This window comes from Rugamonas rubra (assembly GCF_900114705.1).
In the GTDB taxonomy this organism is placed as follows: Bacteria; Pseudomonadota; Gammaproteobacteria; order Burkholderiales; family Burkholderiaceae_D; genus Rugamonas; species Rugamonas rubra.
In genome coordinates, this window is record NZ_FOTW01000007.1 from 193101 (window position 1) to 209821 (window position 16721).

Annotated in this window: 16 protein-coding genes; 14 read left to right on the forward strand and 2 right to left on the reverse strand. The window is 67.4% G+C overall.

The window, feature by feature from the left end; genetic code table 11:
- Position 1: 1 nt before the first annotated feature.
- The 12 genes from minE to BM252_RS07240 all read left to right on the forward strand — a co-directional run bounded on the left by minE (position 2) and on the right by BM252_RS07240 (position 10733).
- Positions 2-253, forward strand: a complete 252-nt coding sequence (minE, locus tag BM252_RS07185; RefSeq protein ID WP_093385603.1) for a cell division topological specificity factor MinE — start codon at positions 2-4, stop codon at positions 251-253.
- A 683-nt stretch (positions 254-936) separates the two neighbouring features.
- A complete protein-coding gene (locus tag BM252_RS07190) occupies positions 937-1626 on the forward strand; it encodes a response regulator transcription factor (RefSeq protein ID WP_093385606.1) in 690 nt (229 codons plus the stop codon).
- A 130-nt stretch (positions 1627-1756) separates the two neighbouring features.
- Positions 1757-3031, forward strand: a complete 1275-nt coding sequence (gene hemA / locus BM252_RS07195; protein ID WP_093385608.1) for a glutamyl-tRNA reductase — start codon at positions 1757-1759, stop codon at positions 3029-3031.
- Between the two features lie 98 nt (positions 3032-3129).
- A complete protein-coding gene (gene prfA, locus BM252_RS07200) occupies positions 3130-4206 on the forward strand; it encodes a peptide chain release factor 1 (RefSeq protein WP_093385611.1) in 1077 nt (358 codons plus the stop codon).
- Positions 4207-4382: 176 nt separating this feature from the next.
- Positions 4383-4856 (forward strand): disulfide bond formation protein B, encoded by a 474-nt coding sequence (locus BM252_RS07205; RefSeq protein ID WP_093385613.1) that lies wholly within the window; start codon positions 4383-4385, stop codon positions 4854-4856.
- The gene (gene prmC, locus BM252_RS07210; protein ID WP_093385616.1) at positions 4853-5725 is read left to right on the forward strand and encodes a peptide chain release factor N(5)-glutamine methyltransferase; all 873 of its coding nucleotides are present in this window, start codon (positions 4853-4855) and stop codon (positions 5723-5725) included. Before BM252_RS07205 ends, prmC begins: the two co-directional genes overlap by 4 nt.
- Positions 5726-5967: 242 nt before the next feature.
- Positions 5968-7566, forward strand: a complete 1599-nt coding sequence (gene gshA, locus BM252_RS07215; RefSeq protein WP_093385618.1) for a glutamate--cysteine ligase — start codon at positions 5968-5970, stop codon at positions 7564-7566.
- Positions 7567-7585: 19 nt separating this feature from the next.
- Complete coding sequence (locus tag BM252_RS07220) at positions 7586-8629, forward strand: histone deacetylase family protein (RefSeq protein WP_093385621.1); 1044 nt, start codon at positions 7586-7588, stop codon at positions 8627-8629.
- Positions 8630-8866: 237 nt separating this feature from the next.
- The gene (locus BM252_RS07225; RefSeq protein WP_093385624.1) at positions 8867-9154 is read left to right on the forward strand and encodes a type II toxin-antitoxin system Phd/YefM family antitoxin; all 288 of its coding nucleotides are present in this window, start codon (positions 8867-8869) and stop codon (positions 9152-9154) included.
- Complete coding sequence (locus BM252_RS07230; RefSeq protein ID WP_093385626.1) at positions 9117-9413, forward strand: Txe/YoeB family addiction module toxin; 297 nt, start codon at positions 9117-9119, stop codon at positions 9411-9413. The genes BM252_RS07225 and BM252_RS07230 overlap by 38 nt, the downstream gene beginning before the upstream one ends.
- Before the next feature lie 259 nt (positions 9414-9672).
- On the forward strand, positions 9673-10098 hold the full coding sequence (locus tag BM252_RS07235; protein WP_093385629.1) for an organic hydroperoxide resistance protein: 426 nt from the start codon (positions 9673-9675) through the stop codon (positions 10096-10098).
- A 182-nt stretch (positions 10099-10280) separates the two neighbouring features.
- The gene (locus tag BM252_RS07240; RefSeq protein WP_093385631.1) at positions 10281-10733 is read left to right on the forward strand and encodes a GNAT family N-acetyltransferase; all 453 of its coding nucleotides are present in this window, start codon (positions 10281-10283) and stop codon (positions 10731-10733) included.
- Positions 10734-10864: 131 nt separating this feature from the next.
- Here the strand turns inward: BM252_RS07240 and BM252_RS07245 are convergent, their stop codons facing one another.
- Together BM252_RS07245 and BM252_RS07250 are read right to left on the reverse strand one after the other, a co-directional pair.
- The gene (locus tag BM252_RS07245; protein WP_093385634.1) at positions 10865-11746 is read right to left on the reverse strand and encodes an FKBP-type peptidyl-prolyl cis-trans isomerase; all 882 of its coding nucleotides are present in this window, start codon (positions 11744-11746) and stop codon (positions 10865-10867) included.
- Positions 11747-11867: 121 nt separating this feature from the next.
- The gene (locus BM252_RS07250) at positions 11868-13748 is read right to left on the reverse strand and encodes a potassium transporter Kup (protein ID WP_093385637.1); all 1881 of its coding nucleotides are present in this window, start codon (positions 13746-13748) and stop codon (positions 11868-11870) included.
- A gap of 224 nt (positions 13749-13972) precedes the next feature.
- Here BM252_RS07250 and rarD point away from each other — a divergent pair, with 224 nt between their 5' ends.
- Both rarD and ettA read left to right on the forward strand, forming a co-directional pair.
- Positions 13973-14851 carry an EamA family transporter RarD gene (gene rarD / locus BM252_RS07255; RefSeq protein ID WP_093385640.1) on the forward strand — a complete coding sequence of 293 codons (879 nt, stop codon included), beginning with the start codon at positions 13973-13975 and terminating at the stop codon, positions 14849-14851.
- A gap of 183 nt (positions 14852-15034) precedes the next feature.
- Entirely contained in the window at positions 15035-16702 is a 1668-nt protein-coding gene (gene ettA, locus BM252_RS07260) for an energy-dependent translational throttle protein EttA (protein WP_093385642.1), read from the forward strand.
- The last annotated feature ends 19 nt before the right edge of the window (positions 16703-16721 follow it).

The window sequence follows — 16721 nt, forward strand, 5'->3', positions numbered from 1 at the left end:
CATGGCTCTGCTTTCCTTTCTGTTCCCTTCCAAACCGAAAACCGCCTCGGCGGCCAAGGAACGGCTGCAGATCATCATCGCGCGCGAGCGCAACGGCCGTGGCGGCCCGGACTTCCTGCCCGCCCTGCACAAGGAATTGATCGAGGTGATCTCCAAGTACACCAAGGTCAACGCCGACGACATCAAGATCTCGCTGGACCGCCAGGGCAACCTGGAGGTGCTCGACGTCAACGTGGTGCTGCCGGACGCCTGATCCGGCACCCTGGCAATGCCGGCAACACCGCCGGCCCGGCGCCCCCAGCGGCGCCGGCGCCCTGCCGGCCGCCGCCGGCCGCCCAGGCCCCTCCTGCCCCCCTGCCGGGCCGCCTCCCTGCATTCCCAGTCGCACTCCCGGTTCAATTCCCCGTGGCATGCTTCGTGTCACAAACTTACCCCTTAGCACGCTAACCGCGTCGTCCGCCGCGCCGCCCCGTCCGCCTATACAAGTCGCCGGACGCCGTCGCCGCGCCCGGCACCCGGGCGCGCGCCACCGCCGCGACCACCGCCCAAAAAAGCGGCAAGCGCGCCACAAACGGCGCCAGCGCCAATTGCCGCCGGTACAGCGGCCGCCGCGTCGCCGTCCGCCCTATGAGGCGGTACTCCCCCGGTACTGTTCCGCCGGCCTCGCCAGCGTGTTTTTCGGCCCCCGCGAGGGCCGCCAGGCCGCATGTAGACTTGCTTTTCGGCCATTTTTTGATTGAACTCGGCCATGTTACCGTGTACCGTATAAACGTCAGCTGAGTTCGCATAAAAGTAACATTTATGTCCAAAAGAAAAGTTTTTAGCTTTTTTACTAACTAATTTTGTAAATCTCTGTTATATTCAAAGTGACTATTCCTTAACATTTCACGACGGGTGGCAGAAGTGGTGCCGCCGGTCGCTCTATCCTGTTCAATCATGAGAATCGCCGTACTTGACAACGACCGCAGCCAAGCCGATCTGATATGCCAGGTGCTGACGTCGGCCGGCCACGCCTGCCATAGTTTTCAAACCAGCAAGGACTTGCAGGCGCAGTTGCGCAAGGACAGCTACGACATGCTGATCCTCGACTGGCAGGTGGTCGACCTGAGCGGCGCCGAGGTGCTGCGCCGCGTGCGCGACAAGCTGACCGACAACGCCCCGGTGATGTTCATGACCACCAGCTCGGGCGAGGACGACATCGTCGCCGGCCTGGCCGCCGGCGCCGACGACTATATGATCAAGCCGCTGCGCCGCAGCGAGATGGTGGCGCGCGTGCAGGCGCTGCTGCGGCGCGCCTATCCGGCGCAGAACGGCGCCGAGCAGCTGCAGTTCGGCCAGTACATCTTCGAGACGCGGCCCGGCCGCCTGCTGATGGACGGCATCGTGCTCGACGTCACGCACAAGGAGTTCTACCTGGCGCTGCTGTTTTTCCGCAACATCGGCCGGCCGCTGTCGCGCGCCTACATCCACGAGGCGGTGTGGATACGCGAGACGGCCGTGCCGTCGCGCACCATGGACACCCACGTCTCGCGCGTGCGCAACAAACTGCAACTTAAGCCGGAGAACGGCTTCCGCCTGGTGCCGGTGTACAGCTACGGCTACCGGCTGGAGAAGCTGGGCGCCTGAGCCCGCGCCGCTCCGGCCCCAACCAGCGGGCCGCCGCCACGGCCGTTCGGCGGCGCCGGCCCCGATCGCCGGGCAGGATGCCCTTGCAACACGGTATAATGTCGCTCAACGTCTCCTGCTTGGTCCCGAAATGCAACTGCTCGCCGTCGGCCTGAACCACCACTCCGCTCCCGTGTCCCTACGCGAGCAGCTGGCGTTCGCCCCCGAGCAACTGGGCCAGGCGGTGGTGGCGGCGCGCGCCTGGTTCGAGCGGCACGACCCGCACGGCAGCGACGAGGCGGCCATCCTGTCGACCTGCAACCGCACCGAGCTGTACGCGGCCAGCCACGGCGCCGACTCGCTCGACGCCGGCGCCCACTTCCTGGCCGACTTCCACAAGCTCAACTACGCCGAGCTGCGCCCCCACCTGTACCTGCTGCCGCAGCACGACGCCGTGCGCCACACCTTCCGCGTCGCCTCCGGGCTCGACTCGATGGTGCTGGGCGAGACACAGATCCTGGGCCAGATCAAGGACGCCATCCGCACCGCCGACGCCGCCGGCGGCCTGGGCACCTATCTGCACCAGTTGTTCCAGCGCAGCTTCTCGGTGGCCAAGGAGGTGCGCAGCACCACCGAGATCGGCGCCCACAGCGTGTCGATGGCGGCCGCCGCCGTGCGCCTGTCGCAGCGCATCTTCGACAAGATCGCCGAGCAGAACGTGCTGTTCATCGGCGCCGGCGAGATGATCGAGCTGTGCGCCACCCACTTCGCCGCGCAGAACCCGAAAAGCATCACCATCGCCAACCGCACCATGGAGCGCGGCGAGCAGCTGGCGCACCGCTTCAACGGCCGCGCCATCCGCCTGGCCGAGCTGCAGACCCAGTTGCACCAGTTCGACATCGTCATCTCCTGCACCGCCTCGTCGCTGCCGCTGATCGGCCTCGGCCTGGTCGAGCGGGCCATCAAGGCGCGCCGCCACAAGCCGATGTTCATGGTCGACCTGGCCGTGCCGCGCGACATCGAGGCCGAGGTCGGCCGCCTCAGCGACGTCTTCCTGTACACCGTCGACGACCTCGGCAAGGTGGTGCAGACCGGCATGGAGAACCGCCAGGCCGCCGTGGCCCAGGCCGAGGCGATCATCGCAACCCGCGTCCAGTCCTTCATGCACTGGATCGACGACCGCGCCGTGGTGCCGGTCATCCAGGGCCTGCAAGAAAGCGGCGAGGCGCTGCGCCTGCACGAGCTCGAGCGCGCCCGCAAGCTGCTGGCCAGGGGCGAGGATGTCGACGCCGTGCTCGAGGCGCTGTCGCGCGGCCTGACCGCCAAGTTCATGCACGGCCCGCAGCAGGCGCTGCACCGCGCCCAGGGCGAGGAACGGGCCCAACTGGCCAGCCTGCTGCCGCAGCTGTTCCGCGGCCGCCGTTAGCGTCCCTGCCGTTTTTCCGCCGCCGCGCGCCGGCGGCCGGCGCCGCCGCGGCGCGCGCCGATTCCCCATCCACGACGAACACTCTCACCGAATAAGCTATGAAACCATCAATGCTGGCCAAGCTGGAGCAACTGGCGAACCGCCTGGTTGAACTCGACCAATTGCTGATGTCCGAAGGCGCCACCGCCAACATGGACAACTACCGCAAAATGACCCGCGAGCACGCCGAACTGGGCCCGCTGGTGGCGCTGTTCCACAACTACCAGGAGGCCAGCGCCGACATCGCCACCGCCCAGGAGATGCTGGCCGACCCGGACATGAAGGACTTCGCCCAGGACGAGATCGAGTCGGCCAAGACGCGCATGACGACGCTCGAGCGCGAGCTGCAGACCATGCTGCTGCCGAAGGACGTCAACGACGAACGCAACATCTTCCTGGAGATCCGCGCCGGCACCGGCGGCGACGAGTCGGCCCTGTTCGCCGGCGACCTGCTGCGCATGTACACCCGCTTCGCCGAGCGCAACCGCTGGCAGGTGGAGATGGTGTCGGAGTCGCCGTCCGACCTGGGCGGCTACCGCGAGGTGATCGTGCGCCTGGTCGGCAACGGCGTGTATTCGAAGCTGAAGTTCGAGTCGGGCGGCCACCGCGTGCAGCGCGTGCCGGCCACCGAGACCCAGGGCCGCATCCACACCTCGGCCTGCACGGTGGCGGTGATGCCCGAGGCCGACGAGGTCGAGGACGTCAACATCAACCCGTCCGAGCTGCGCATCGACACCTACCGCGCCTCCGGCGCCGGCGGCCAGCACATCAACAAGACCGACTCGGCCGTGCGCATCACCCACCTGCCCACCGGCATCGTGGTCGAGTGCCAGGACGACCGCAGCCAGCACAAGAACAAGGCCTCGGCGATGAAGGTGCTGGCGGCGCGCATCAAGGACGTGCAGCTGCGCGCCCAGCAGTCGCAGGAGGCGGCCACCCGCAAGAGCCTGATCGGCTCGGGCGACCGCAGCGAGCGCATCCGCACCTACAACTTCCCGCAGGGCCGCATGACCGACCACCGCATCAACCTGACCTTGTACAAGCTGGACTTCATCATGGACGGCGACCTGGTCGAGCTGACCAACGCGCTGGCCGCCGAGCACCAGGCCGAGCTGCTGGCCGCGCTGGGCGACTAGGCGCGGCGCTGCGGCGACGCGGCGGCGGCGTGGCGGCGAAAGTTTAAGGGCCGGCTAAGATCGGCCCGACGGCTTTATGCGAGAATGAGCCGCGGCGCGGCGCCACCGTCGTCGTCCTTGTCGTCGTCCGCGCCGCGCCGTTCGCCGCCGTTTCCCTAACCTGACCGGAATTGCCCATGATTCAAACGCGTACCCTGCTGTTGGCCCTCGCCGCCGCCTGCCTCGGCCTGCTGGCCACCGCCCTGTACCTGCAGCACGTGCTGGACATGCTGCCCTGCCCGTATTGCGTGATCCAGCGCTACCTGTTCCTGCTCGTCGCCATCGGCTGCCTGTGGGGTGCCGCCGGCCGCAAGGCGGCGCCGGGCGCCGGCCTGGGCCTGGTGGCGGCGCTGGCCGGCCTGGGCGTGGCCGGCAAGCACCTGTACATCCTGGCCCACCCCGGCCTGTCCTGCGGCATCGACCCAATGGAGACCATGCTCAACAAGTTCCCCACCGCCACCTACCTGCCGTCCGTGTTCCGCGCCGACGGCCTGTGCGAGGACGCCACCGCGCCGTGGTTCGGCCTGTCGATCCCGATGTGGTCGCTGCTGTGGTTCGGCATCTGCGCGCTGGTGCTGGCCTGGGCGCTGCTGCGCCGCCGCCGCGCATGAGCGGCCAGGGTCGGCCGCCTTTGTCGGCGGCGGCGGTCGCCGCCGGCGCCAGCATCGCCTCGCTACAGGTGCAGAACGCGCTCGACCCGCTGGACAACCGCATCCTGCTGTGCCACGCGCTGGGCCTGTCGCGCGTCGGCCTGATCACCCAGTCGGAACGCCTGCTGACGGAGGACGAGGCGCGGCGCCTGGCCGCGCTGCTGGCGCGCCGCCTGGCCGGCGAGCCGATCGCCTACATCGTCGGCCGGCGCGAGTTCTTCGGCCTGCCCTTCGAGGTCACGCCGGCCGTGCTGATCCCCCGTCCCGACACCGAGCTGCTGGTCGAACTGGCGCTGGAGCGCCTGCCCACCGGCGGCCGCCTGCTCGACATGGGCACCGGCAGCGGCGCCATCGCCGTCGCGCTGGCGCACAACCGGCGCGACGCCGCCATCACCGCGCTCGACGTCAGCACAGAGGCGCTGGCCGTGGCCGGCCGCAACGCCGCCAGCAACGGCGTCGCCCTGCGCCTGCTGCACAGCGACTGGTACGCCGCCTTGGAGGGCGACAACGGCGGCGGCGACGAGGTGTTCGACCTGATCGTCTCCAACCCGCCCTACATCGCCAGCGGCGACCGCCACCTGGCCGAGGGCGATTTGCGCTTCGAGCCGGTCGGTGCGCTGACCGACCACGCCGACGGCCTGGCGGCGCTGCGCCGCATCGCCGCCGGCGCGCCGCGCCACCTGGTGGCGGGCGGCTGGCTGCTGATGGAGCACGGCTACGACCAGTCGGCCGCCGTGCGCGAATTGTTGCGCACACAAGGATACACCGAAGTGCAGAGCTGGCGCGACCTGGCCGGCATCGAGCGGGTCAGCGGCGGCCGCGTGCCATAGCGGCGCCGCGCCGGCGGCCGCGCCGGCATCGCGCCCCGGCGGCCCGTGCCGGCGCAGCATGGCGGGCGGCAGCGGCAGCGCCCCGCCGCCGCGACTTTTGTTAATATATCAAGCAATCCCCGGCCGCCAGCCGGCCGCGCCGAACGGCGCCGGACCGGTCTGGCGCCACCGCCGACGCGCTTGCCTGTTTTCGGTTACTCTCGCACAAATAATTTGTTTGATGCACAGAAAGGAAGATCAAATTGTCCAATCTATTGACTCGCCGCCTGGCCCTGCTGGCCGACCGGCAGCACCACGCGCTGCTGGGCGGCCTGCGCGGCATCGAGCGAGAAACCCTGCGGGTCGACCCGCAGGCCCACCTGGCGGCGACGGCGCATCCCGTCGCGCTCGGTTCGGCCCTGACCCATCCGCAGATCACCACCGACTACGCCGAGGCGCTGCTGGAGTTCATCACCCCGGCCGAGGCCGACATCGCCACGACAATAGACAAGCTCGACGGCATCCACCGCTACGCCTACAGCAAGCTGGGCGGCGAGCTGCTGTGGAGCCAGTCGATGCCCTGCCTGCTGCCGGGCGAGCCCGACATCACCATCGCCTGGTACGGCAAGTCCAACCTGGGCATGCTCAAGCACGTCTACCGGCGCGGCCTGGCGCTGCGCTACGGCAAGGCCATGCAATGCATCGCCGGCATCCACTACAACTATTCGCTGGACGAACGCCTGTGGCGCGTGCTGGCCGAGCACGAGGAGGGCGCCGGCCAGCGCTCGGCGATGGCCTACCAGTCCGAGCGCTACCTGGCGACGATCCGCAACTTCCGCCGCCACAGCTGGCTGCTGATGTACCTGTTCGGCGCCTCGCCGGTGCTGTCGAGCTGCTTCCTGCGCGGCCGCCAGCACAACCTCGAGCGGCTCTCCGACGACACCCTCTACCTGCCCTACGCCACCAGCCTGCGCATGAGCGACCTGGGCTACCAGAACGACGCCCAGTCCGGCCTCAGCCCGCACGAGAACTGCCTCGACAGCTACGTCGCCGCGCTGACCAAGGCGGTCAACCAGCCCTACGAGCCCTACGCCAAGCTGGGCACCAAGCAGGACGGCGAGTGGGTCCAGCTGAGCACCAACGTGCTGCAGATCGAAAACGAGTACTACGCGACGATCCGGCCGAAGCGGGTGATCCGCACCGGCGAGCGGCCGATCCAGGCGCTGTGCTCGCGCGGCGTGCAGTACATCGAGGTGCGCTGCATGGACGTCGACCCGTTCGAACCGGTCGGCATCAGCGTGCCGACCGGCCGCTTCCTCGACGCCTTCCTGCTCTTCTGCGCGCTCGAGGAGAGCGCCCCGATCGACGAGGCCGAGGGCGCCCGCCACACCGACAACTTCGCCCGCACCGTCAAGGAGGGCCGCCGGCCCGGCCTGACGCTGCACGACGGCGCGCGCGAGGTCGGCCTGCGCCAGCTGGGCGAAGAGCTGCTGGCGCGCATCGCGCCGGTGGCGGCCCTGCTCGACGCGGCGCGCGGCGACGCGGTCCACGCCGAGGCGATGACGGCGCAGGCGGCCAAGCTGGCCGACCCCGGGCTGACGCCGTCGGCCCGCGTGCTGGCCGAGCTGCGCGGCAACGGCGGCTCCTTCACCGCCTTCGGCCTGCGCCAGAGCGAGCGCCACGCCGCCCACTTCCGCGCCCGTCCGCCGACGGCCGCCGAGGCCGGCTACTTCGACGGCCTGGCCGCCGCCTCGCTGGCCGAACAGGACGAGATGGAGCGCGCGCCGCACATCGACTTCGACGACTACGTCGCGGCCTACCGCGCCAGCAACCTGTGCCACAACAGCGGCGACTGCGACTGAGCGCGCGGACGGACCGGCGGTGCTAACCTTCTACAACGAGCAGCACGGCCTGCACCACGGCCGCGGCGAGTTCTTCCGTGGCGCCATGGTGCCCTGCTTCGAGACGCCGGCCCGGGCCGACGCCGTGCTGGCCGAGCTGGGCCGGCGCGGCCTGGGCCGCATCGTCACGCCGCAGGGCGTGCCGCTGATGTCGCTCGAGCGCATCCACACGCCACGCTACTTGCACTTTTTGCGCCACGCCTGGAGCGACTGGCTGGCGCTCGACCCGGCCAACGCCGGGCGCGACGCCATCGCCTCGGTGTGGCCGGTGCGCACGCTGCGCCACGACATCGAGCCGGACAACTTCAGCGCCAAGCTGGGCCTGTACTCGATGGACAGCGGCACGCCGCTCACCGCCGGCACCTGGACCGCCGCCAAGACCGGCGCCGACTGCGCCGTCAACGCCGCCCACGCGCTGCGCCTGGGCGAGCGGGCCAGCTTCGTGCTGAGCCGGCCGCCCGGCCACCACGCCGGCGCCGACTTCTACGGCGGCTACTGCTTCCTCAACAACGCCGCGCTGGCCGCCCAGCACCTGCTCGACGACGGCGCCGGCAAGGTCGCCGTGCTCGACCTCGACTACCACCACGGCAACGGCACGCAGAGCATCTTCTACGGCCGCGCCGACGTGCTGTTCATCTCGCTGCACGCCGACCCGCGCCACGAGTACCCGTTCTACCTGGGCCACGCCGACGAGCGCGGCGAGGGCGCCGGCCTGGGCTACAACCTGAACCTGCCGCTGCCGCCCGGCAGCGGCGCGCCAGCCTGGTTCGCCGCGCTGGAGACGGCCTGCATCCGCCTGGCCGGCTTCGGCGCCGACGCGCTGGTGGTCTCGCTCGGCGTCGACACCTTCGCCGGCGACCCGCTGTCGCGCTTCACCCTGCATAGCGCCGACTACCTGCGCCTGGGCGAGCGGCTGGCCTACCTGGGCCTGCCGACCGTCTTCATCTTCGAGGGCGGCTACGCCGTCAAGGAGCTCGGCGTCAACGTGGTGAACGTGCTCGAAGGCTTCGAGACGGCCTTGTAGGCCCGGGCCACATCTGCTTTCCGGCGCAAGACAGGATGGGCTCCAAAGGTTTGACGCATTGTACAGAAATACGTACAATGATTTCGTGGAATCGGACAGTACCGGCCATTCGGCACCACTATCCATTCTCTTCTCGTGCGCGCCTTGCAAATTGCGGCGCGGCAGTTCCCTTTTTGTTTTTGTTTTGCCCTGGTGGCCTGTAGCTGGTCGGGCACCCTCGGCGATGAGAGGTAAATCATGAACATCCTTACTTTTAGCGAGGCTCGCGCTGGACTGAAGGCTGTGATGGACGACGTATGTAGCGACCACAGCCCGACAATCATTACCCGCCAAAGCGGCGAACCTGTCGTGATGTTGTCATTGGCGGATTTCAACAGCATTGAGGAAACGCTGTACCTCCTCGGTTCGCCGAACAACGCCAGCCGTTTGATGGCGTCACTTGAACAGCTAAATGCCGGCAAGACCCGCCCGATGGAGCTTATCCGGAATGAAAAACAACAAAGCAAAAAACAAAGAGCAAGCTAAGCAGTCATCCGTTTCCTTTACGGAAATTGCTTGGGAAGACTATCAGTACTGGCAGAAGGAAGATCCCAAACTGGTCGATAGGATCAACGACCTGATCGATGAATGCATGAGCAACCCTTTCAAAGGAACGGGCAAGCCTGAGCCGCTGAAAGGAAACTTGACTGGCTTGTGGTCGCGCCGCATCGACCGCGAACATCGCCTGCTTTATGTGGCGGAAGGCGGCACCATTTACATCGTGGGCTGCCGCTACCACTACTGATGATGTTGAAGGCATGCGGCCAACGCCGCGTCGGCCACGCTGGGCTTGCAAGCACGCGCTTCAAGCACCGATAAATATCGCTTGCTATTTAATTGTGTGCGATCTATAGTGTGCTCATGGGCGGCGCAGTTGCGGCGCCGGACGTAAGCGAACACCCCGTAGTCGTTTTTTGAAGTAAGTAGCTTGCTATTTAATAGCAAACAATTTTGTTGCAATATTCTCGAACAAGCTGTTCCCACTCACTGAAAAGGAAACCATCATGTCCATCAAACAAGTCCTGTACCGCGCCAACGCCACCGCAACCGGTGGCCGCGAAGGCCGCGCCGTCTCGTCCGACCAAGTGCTCGACGTCAAACTGACCACGCCGAAGGAACTGGGCGGCGCCGGCGCCGTCGGCAGCAACCCCGAGCAACTGTTCGCCGCCGGCTACTCGGCCTGCTTCATCGGCGCCATGAAGTTCGTCGGCGGCCGCGACAAGATCGCCGTCCCGGCCGACGTCTCGGTCGAAGGCACGGTCGGCATCGGCGCCATCGAGACCGGCTTCGGCATCGAAGTCGAACTGAAGATCTCGTTGCCGGGCCTGGACCGCGCCGAAGCCGAGAAGCTGGTCGCCGCCGCCCACATCGTCTGCCCGTACTCGAACGCCACCCGTGGCAACATCGACGTCACCCTGACCCTGGTCTAAGCCCCTGGTCTAAGCCCCGGGTCTAAGCCTTGGTATAAGCGACGCAGGACGGCCGCGCGGCCGTCCGCCCAGCGCAGCGTCAACGGCGCCGCCCTCCCCCGTGGAGCGCGGCGCCGCTTGCGTCGGCACGCCGATTCCCGCCCTGCCTTACAATCATCGCTCCGATCCGCTCCGAGGCACACATGATTGACTGGCAATGGCTGTCGTTCGACCACATCCCCAACTCCGACTTGTATGAGGTGCTGCGCCAGCGCCAGCAGGTGTTCGTGCTCGAGCAAACCTGCCTCTACCCGGACATCGATGGCCACGACCCGGCCGCCCACCACCTGATGGGCTGGCAGCAGGTCGACGGCAGACGCGAGCTGGTGGCCTATCTGCGCTGCCTGGCGCCGGGCGCCAAGTACACCGAGATGTCGCTGGGCCGCGTGCTGACCACCCAATCGGCGCGCGGCGGCGGCGTCGGCCGCCTGCTGGTGGCGCAGGGCCTGGCCCACGCCGAGCGGCTGCATCCCGGCCACGCCTGCCGCATCGGCGCGCAGCAGCGGCTGGAGCGGTTCTACGCCAGTTTCGGCTTCCGCACCGCCAGCGCGCCCTACGACGAGGACGGCATCGCGCACATCGACATGCTGCGCTAGTAGCTCAGCCCGAAGCCAACGCCGGCGCTGCGCGATCGAGCGCCGGCGCGGACCAAAAAAGCCGGGCGAAAAAAAGGGCGACCCGGAAGTCGCCCTGTTCCATCGGCGCCGCGCGGCGGCGCGCCTCCGGCTTACTTGACCGTCAACAGTTCGATCTCGAACAGCAGCGAGGCGTTGGCCGGGATCGTCGGCGGCCTGCCGGCGGCGCCGTAGGCCAGGTCGGCCGGAATGACCAGGCGGCGCGTGCCGCCGACCTTCATGCCGACCACGCCCAGGTCCCAGCCCTTGATGACCTCGCCGGCGCCCAGGGTGAAGGGGAATGGACCACGGCCTACCGAGCTGTCGAACTTGGCGCCCTTGTTGTCGCTGGTCAAGCTGGTGTAGACCCAACCGGTGTAGTTCACGGTCAGCGCCTTGCCGGCGACGGCCTCGGCGCCGGCGCCGACCACCAGGTCGGTCTTCACCAGCGCAGGCGGGAACACGTCGACCGGCGGCACGACGCTGTTTACGCTGATCAGTTCGATCTCGAACAGCAGCGCCGAGTTGGCCGGGATGCCGACGTAAGGGACGCCGCTGGGGTCCTTCAGGACGTTGCCGCTGGCGTCCTTCTGCGCGTCCTTGGCGCCGGCGCCGTAGGCCAGGTTGGCCGGGATCACCAGGGTGCGCTTGCTCCCCACCAGCATGCCGGGCAGGCCCTGTTCCCAGCCGGCGATGACCTGGCCGGTGCCCAGCACGATGTTGATCGGCTGGCCACGGTCGACCGAACTGTCGAACTTGCCGCCCTTCTTGTCGCCCTTGCTGGCGTCGTACAGCCAGCCGGTGTAGTGGACGGTGATGGATTTGCCGGCTTCCGCCTTGACGGCGCCGGGCAGGACCGCGCTGTTGTTGTCGCTGGTGCTAAAGGCCGGCTGCACCACCGCCGGCGTGCTGTTGTTGTTGCTGGAACCGCCGCCGCAGGCGGTCAAGGCCGCCGCGCAAACCAGCGCCGCGAGAATGTGAAACTTCGATTTCATGGTGACCCTTGTCTTGTTGGTGGTGGCGTGCGCGCACTGCCGCGCGCGCCGCTAGCTGGCGAAGTTTAGCAGACCGCGTGGAGCTCCCCGCGGCCGCTACATTCGGTTACAACTTTTTGTCTCAAATTTCCACCTGGGTGCCCAGTTCGATCACCCGGTTGGTGGGAATCTGGTAGTAGTCGGCGGCGCCGCGGGCGTTGCGCGACATGGCCACGAACAGGTGCTCGCGCCACGGCGCCATGCCGGCGCCGGGGGTCGAGATGACGGTCTGGCGGGCGATGAAGAAGGAGGTCTCCATCATCTCGAACGGCAGCTCGTGCTGGGCGCACAGGGCCAGCACCTTGGGGATGTCCGGCTCGTCCTTGAAGCCGTAGTGCACATTGAGCTGGTAGCAGTTGTGGCCCAGCTCGGTGATGCGCACCTGCTCGTTCTCGGCCACGTAGGGCTCCTCGAGGATGTGCACGGTGAAGAACACCACGCGCTCGTGCAGCACCTTGTTGTGCGACAGGTTGTGCAGCAGGGCGTGCGGCACGCCGTCGCTCTCGCCGCGCAGGAAGATGGCGGTGCCGGGCACCCGCGTCGGCGGCGCCACGAACAGCGACTGCAGGAATTCCTCCAGCGGGATGGCGTGCTTTTGCAGGTTCTCGAACACCAGCGCGCGGCCGCGCTTCCAGGTCATCATCACGGTGAACAGCACGGCGCCGAGCAGGATCGGGAACCAGCCGCCGTGGAAGAACTTCAGCGTGCTGGCCGAGAACAGCAGGATGTCGATGACGATGAAGAAGCCGGTGGCGCCGAAGCACAGCCACAGCGGCAGGTTCCAGCGGTAGCGGATGACGAAGAAGGTCAGCACCGTGGTGGCCAGCATGGTGGCGGTGACGGCGATGCCGTAGGCGCCGGCCAGCTTGTCCGACGAGCCGAAGCCGACCACGGCGATCAGCACGACGATCAGCTGCAGCCAGTTGACGGCCGGGATGTAGATCTGGCCGATCTCGCTCTCCGAGGTGTGCAGCACGCGCATGCGCGGCAGCAGGCCCAGGGCGATGGCCTGCTTGGTCATCGAGAAGGTGCCGGAGATGGTGGCCTGCGAGGCGATCACCGCCGCCATGGTCGACAGCACCACCAGCGGGTAGACGCTCCAGGCGCCGAGCTGCTGGAAGAAGGGGTTGGAGATGGCCTCCGGATGGTTCATCAGCAGCGCGCCCTGGCCCAGGTAGTTCAGCGCCAGCGCCGGGAAGGTGATCAGGAACCAGGCGAAGCGGATCGGCCGCTTGCCGAAGTGGCCCATGTCGGCGTACAGCGCCTCGGCGCCGGTCAGCGCCAGCACCACCGCGCCGAGCGCGATGAAGGCGATGAAGCGGTTCTCCAGCATGAAGCGCAGCGCCAGCAGCGGGTTGAGCGCGGCCAGCACCTGCGGCGCCTCGACGATGTTGACCAGGCCCATGACGGCCAGCGCGGCGAACCAGACCACCATGATCGGGCCGAACCAGCGGCCGATGCCGGCCGTGCCGTGGCGCTGCACGGCGTACAGCGAGACCAGCACGATGATGGTCAGCGGCACCACGTATTGCGCCATGCCGGGCGCGGCCACCTCCAGCCCCTCGATCGCGCCGAGCACCGAGATGGCCGGGGTGATCACGCTGTCGCCGTAGAACATGGTGGCGCCGAACACGCCCAGCATCATCAGCGGGAAGTGCCACTTGGAGATCTTGTTGACCGAGTTCAGCGCCAGCGCCATCAGCGCCATGATGCCGCCCTCGCCGCGGTTGTCGGCGCGCAGCACCAGGCTGACGTACTTGAGCGAGACGATCATCGTCAGGCCCCAGAAGATCAGCGAGATGATGCCGAGCAGGTTGGGCGTGTTCAGCGCCAGGCCGTGCTCGGGGTCGAAGATGGTCTTCAGGGTGTACAGCGGGCTGGTGCCGATGTCGCCGTAGACGATGCCGACGGCGGCCAGGGTCAGCGCGGCGAGCGAGCTTTTGGAGGAGTGTTGCGCGGTCAAGATGGCACCTGTTGTTGTTTTGGTGCGTTGCACAATAGGATAAGTATTTGCAAATAGCAAGAATATTTTGACATGCGTCTGGGCCTCGTCTGTATCACATGCAACAGTGTACCCCGCGCGGCGCCGCCGGCCTATTCGAAAAACGGCGGCGCCGGCGGCGCCGGCGTCGGCGCGGCAATTCGGCGATAATGTCCGGCCCTGTCGCCGCCGCCCCGCGCCCCCCTATGAACACCGGTATCGTCTACGCCACCCTGGCCTTCCTCTGCTGGGGCCTGTTCCCGCTGTATTTCCACGCCATCGGCGAGGTGCCGCCGCTGGAGATCCTGGCGCACCGCATGCTGTGGTCGCTGTTGTTTCTGAGCATAATACTAAGCGTGCGCGGCCAGTGGAAGTGGCTGCTGCGGCTGCGCCACGAGCCGCGCGTGGTGGCCAGCTTCGTCGCCAGCGCCGTGCTGCTCACCGCCAACTGGTTCGTCTACATCTGGGCCGTCAACCACGGCCACGTCATCGACGCCAGCCTGGGCTACTTCATCAATCCGCTGGTCAACGTGCTGCTCGGCCTGCTGGTGCTCAAGGAGAAGCTGCGCCGGCCGCAGTGGCTGGCCATCGGCCTGGCCGCCTGCGGCGTCGCCTGGCTGACCTGGCAGGCCGGCCAGCTGCCCTGGATCGCCCTGACGCTGGGCCTGACCTTCGGCGGCTACGGCCTGCTGCGCAAGATGGCGGCGCTGGCCGCGCTCGAGGGCCTGTCCTTCGAGACCATGATCCTGTTCCCGGCGGCGCTGGCCTACGTGGTCTGGCTCAGCCTGCACGGCCAGAACACCTTCCTCAACAGCGAGCACGACGCCACCCGCTGGCTGCTGGCGGCGGCCGGGCCGATCACCGCCATCCCGCTGCTGCTGTTCGCCGCCGGCGCGCGGCGCATTCCGATGTCGGTGTTGGGCATGCTGCAATACATCTCGCCGACCATGCAGATGCTGCTCGGCGTCTGGTTCTTCCACGAGACCTTCACGCCGGAGCGGCTGGCCGGCTTCGCCGTCATCTGGGGCGCGCTCGGCCTGTACGTGGCCGAGGGCCTGTGGGCGACCCGGCGGCGCGCCGGCTGAGGCCGCCAGGCCTGCTTTACCCGGCCGCGGCGGCGCCGCCGCGCCCGGGCCGGCCCGGGTGATACAGGGCGGCCGGGCCGCCCCGGACCGGCTGAATTTAGTGTGCGGCGGGGACGATTTATCGTATCCTGTCGTCCTCTTCGGCATTTCCGCCCATTTTCTTTATTTTCACCGAGATTCTCAATGGCAAATTACGTCTACACCATGAACCGCGTGGGCAAAATCGTTCCGCCCAAGCGCCAGATCCTCAAGGATATTTCGCTGTCCTTCTTTCCGGGCGCGAAGATCGGCGTGCTGGGCCTGAACGGCTCCGGCAAGTCGACCCTGCTCAAAATCATGGCCGGCATCGACACCGACATCCAGGGCGAGGCCGTGCCGATGCCCGGCCTGAACATCGGCTACCTGCCGCAGGAACCGGTGCTCGACCCCGAGCAGAGCGTGCGCCAGGTGGTCGAGTCCGGCCTGGGCGAGGTGTTCGAGGCGCAAGCCAAGCTGGAAGCCGTCTACGCCGCCTACGCCGAGGAGGACGCCGACTTCGACGCCCTGGCCAACGAGCAGGCCCGGCTGGAGGCGATCATCTCCACCTCCGACGGCGGCAACCTGAACCTGCAACTGGAAATGGCCGCCGACGCGCTGCGCCTGCCGCCCTGGGACGCCAAGATCGGCGTGCTGTCGGGCGGCGAGAAGCGCCGCGTCGCGCTGTGCCGCCTGCTGCTGTCGAAACCCGACATGCTGCTGCTCGACGAGCCGACCAACCACTTGGACGCCGAATCGGTCGACTGGCTCGAGCAATTCCTGCTGCGCTTCCCCGGCACCGTGGTCGCCATCACCCACGATCGCTACTTCCTCGACAACGCCGCCGAGTGGATCCTCGAGCTCGACCGTGGCCACGGCATCCCGTGGAAGGGCAACTACTCGTCCTGGCTGGAGCAGAAGGGCAACCGCCTGAAGCAGGAGGAGGCCACCGAGTCGTCGCGCCAGAAGACCATCGCCAAGGAATTGGAATGGGTACGGCAGAATCCGAAGGGCCGCCAGGCCAAGTCGAAGGCCCGCCTGGCCCGCTTCAACGAGCTGTCCGAGCACGAATACCAGAAGCGCAACGAGACGCAGGAGATCTTCATCCCCGTCGCCGAGCGCCTGGGCAACGAGGTCATCGAGTTCAAGAACGTCACCAAGGCCTTCGGCGACCGCCTGCTGATCGACAACCTGTCGTTCACCGTGCCGGCCGGCGCCATCGTCGGCATCATCGGCCCGAACGGCGCCGGCAAGTCGACGCTGTTCAAGATGATCACCGGCAAGGAACAGCCGGACAGCGGCGAAGTGGCGATCGGCCAGACCGCGCGCGTCTCCATCGTCGACCAGAACCGCGACTCCCTGAGCGACGGCAAGACCGTCTTCGAGGACGTCTGCGGCGGCGCCGACATGCTCACCGTCGGCCGCTTCGAGATGCCGTCGCGCGCCTACCTGGGCCGCTTCAACTTCAAGGGCGGCGACCAGCAAAAGATCGTCGGCAACCTGTCCGGCGGCGAACGCGGCCGTCTGCACCTGGCCAAGACCCTGCTCATGGGCGGCAACGTCCTGCTGCTCGATGAACCGTCCAACGATCTGGACGTGGAAACCCTGCGCGCGCTGGAAGACGCGCTGCTCGAGTTCGCCGGCAGCGTGATGGTGATCTCGCACGATCGTTGGTTCCTCGACCGCATCGCCACCCACATCCTGGCCTTCGAGGGCGACTCGCAAGTGACCTTCTTCGACGGCAACTATCAGGAATACGAAGCCGACAAGAAGAAACGTTTGGGCGAGGAGGGCGCCAAGCCCAAGCGCATCCGCTACAAGCCACTGACGGTGTAAGTCTGCTTACAGCGGCAAA

What these genes read in the sequence shown, in the direction of transcription:
- rarD (WP_093385640.1), top strand. Translation starts at nt 13,973, where the DNA reads ATGAACACCGGTATCGTCTACGCCACCCTGGCCTTCCTCTGCTGGGGC.
- BM252_RS07190 (WP_093385606.1), top strand. Translation starts at nt 937, where the DNA reads ATGAGAATCGCCGTACTTGACAACGACCGCAGCCAAGCCGATCTGATA.
- hemA (WP_093385608.1), top strand. Translation starts at nt 1,757, where the DNA reads ATGCAACTGCTCGCCGTCGGCCTGAACCACCACTCCGCTCCCGTGTCC.
- prmC (WP_093385616.1), top strand. Translation starts at nt 4,853, where the DNA reads ATGAGCGGCCAGGGTCGGCCGCCTTTGTCGGCGGCGGCGGTCGCCGCC.
- minE (WP_093385603.1), top strand. Translation starts at nt 2, where the DNA reads ATGGCTCTGCTTTCCTTTCTGTTCCCTTCCAAACCGAAAACCGCCTCG.
- prfA (WP_093385611.1), top strand. Translation starts at nt 3,130, where the DNA reads ATGAAACCATCAATGCTGGCCAAGCTGGAGCAACTGGCGAACCGCCTG.
- BM252_RS07225 (WP_093385624.1), top strand. Translation starts at nt 8,867, where the DNA reads ATGAACATCCTTACTTTTAGCGAGGCTCGCGCTGGACTGAAGGCTGTG.
- BM252_RS07245 (WP_093385634.1), bottom strand. Translation starts at nt 11,746, where the DNA reads ATGAAATCGAAGTTTCACATTCTCGCGGCGCTGGTTTGCGCGGCGGCC.
- ettA (WP_093385642.1), top strand. Translation starts at nt 15,035, where the DNA reads ATGGCAAATTACGTCTACACCATGAACCGCGTGGGCAAAATCGTTCCG.
- BM252_RS07240 (WP_093385631.1), top strand. Translation starts at nt 10,281, where the DNA reads ATGATTGACTGGCAATGGCTGTCGTTCGACCACATCCCCAACTCCGAC.
- BM252_RS07230 (WP_093385626.1), top strand. Translation starts at nt 9,117, where the DNA reads ATGAAAAACAACAAAGCAAAAAACAAAGAGCAAGCTAAGCAGTCATCC.
- BM252_RS07205 (WP_093385613.1), top strand. Translation starts at nt 4,383, where the DNA reads ATGATTCAAACGCGTACCCTGCTGTTGGCCCTCGCCGCCGCCTGCCTC.
- BM252_RS07235 (WP_093385629.1), top strand. Translation starts at nt 9,673, where the DNA reads ATGTCCATCAAACAAGTCCTGTACCGCGCCAACGCCACCGCAACCGGT.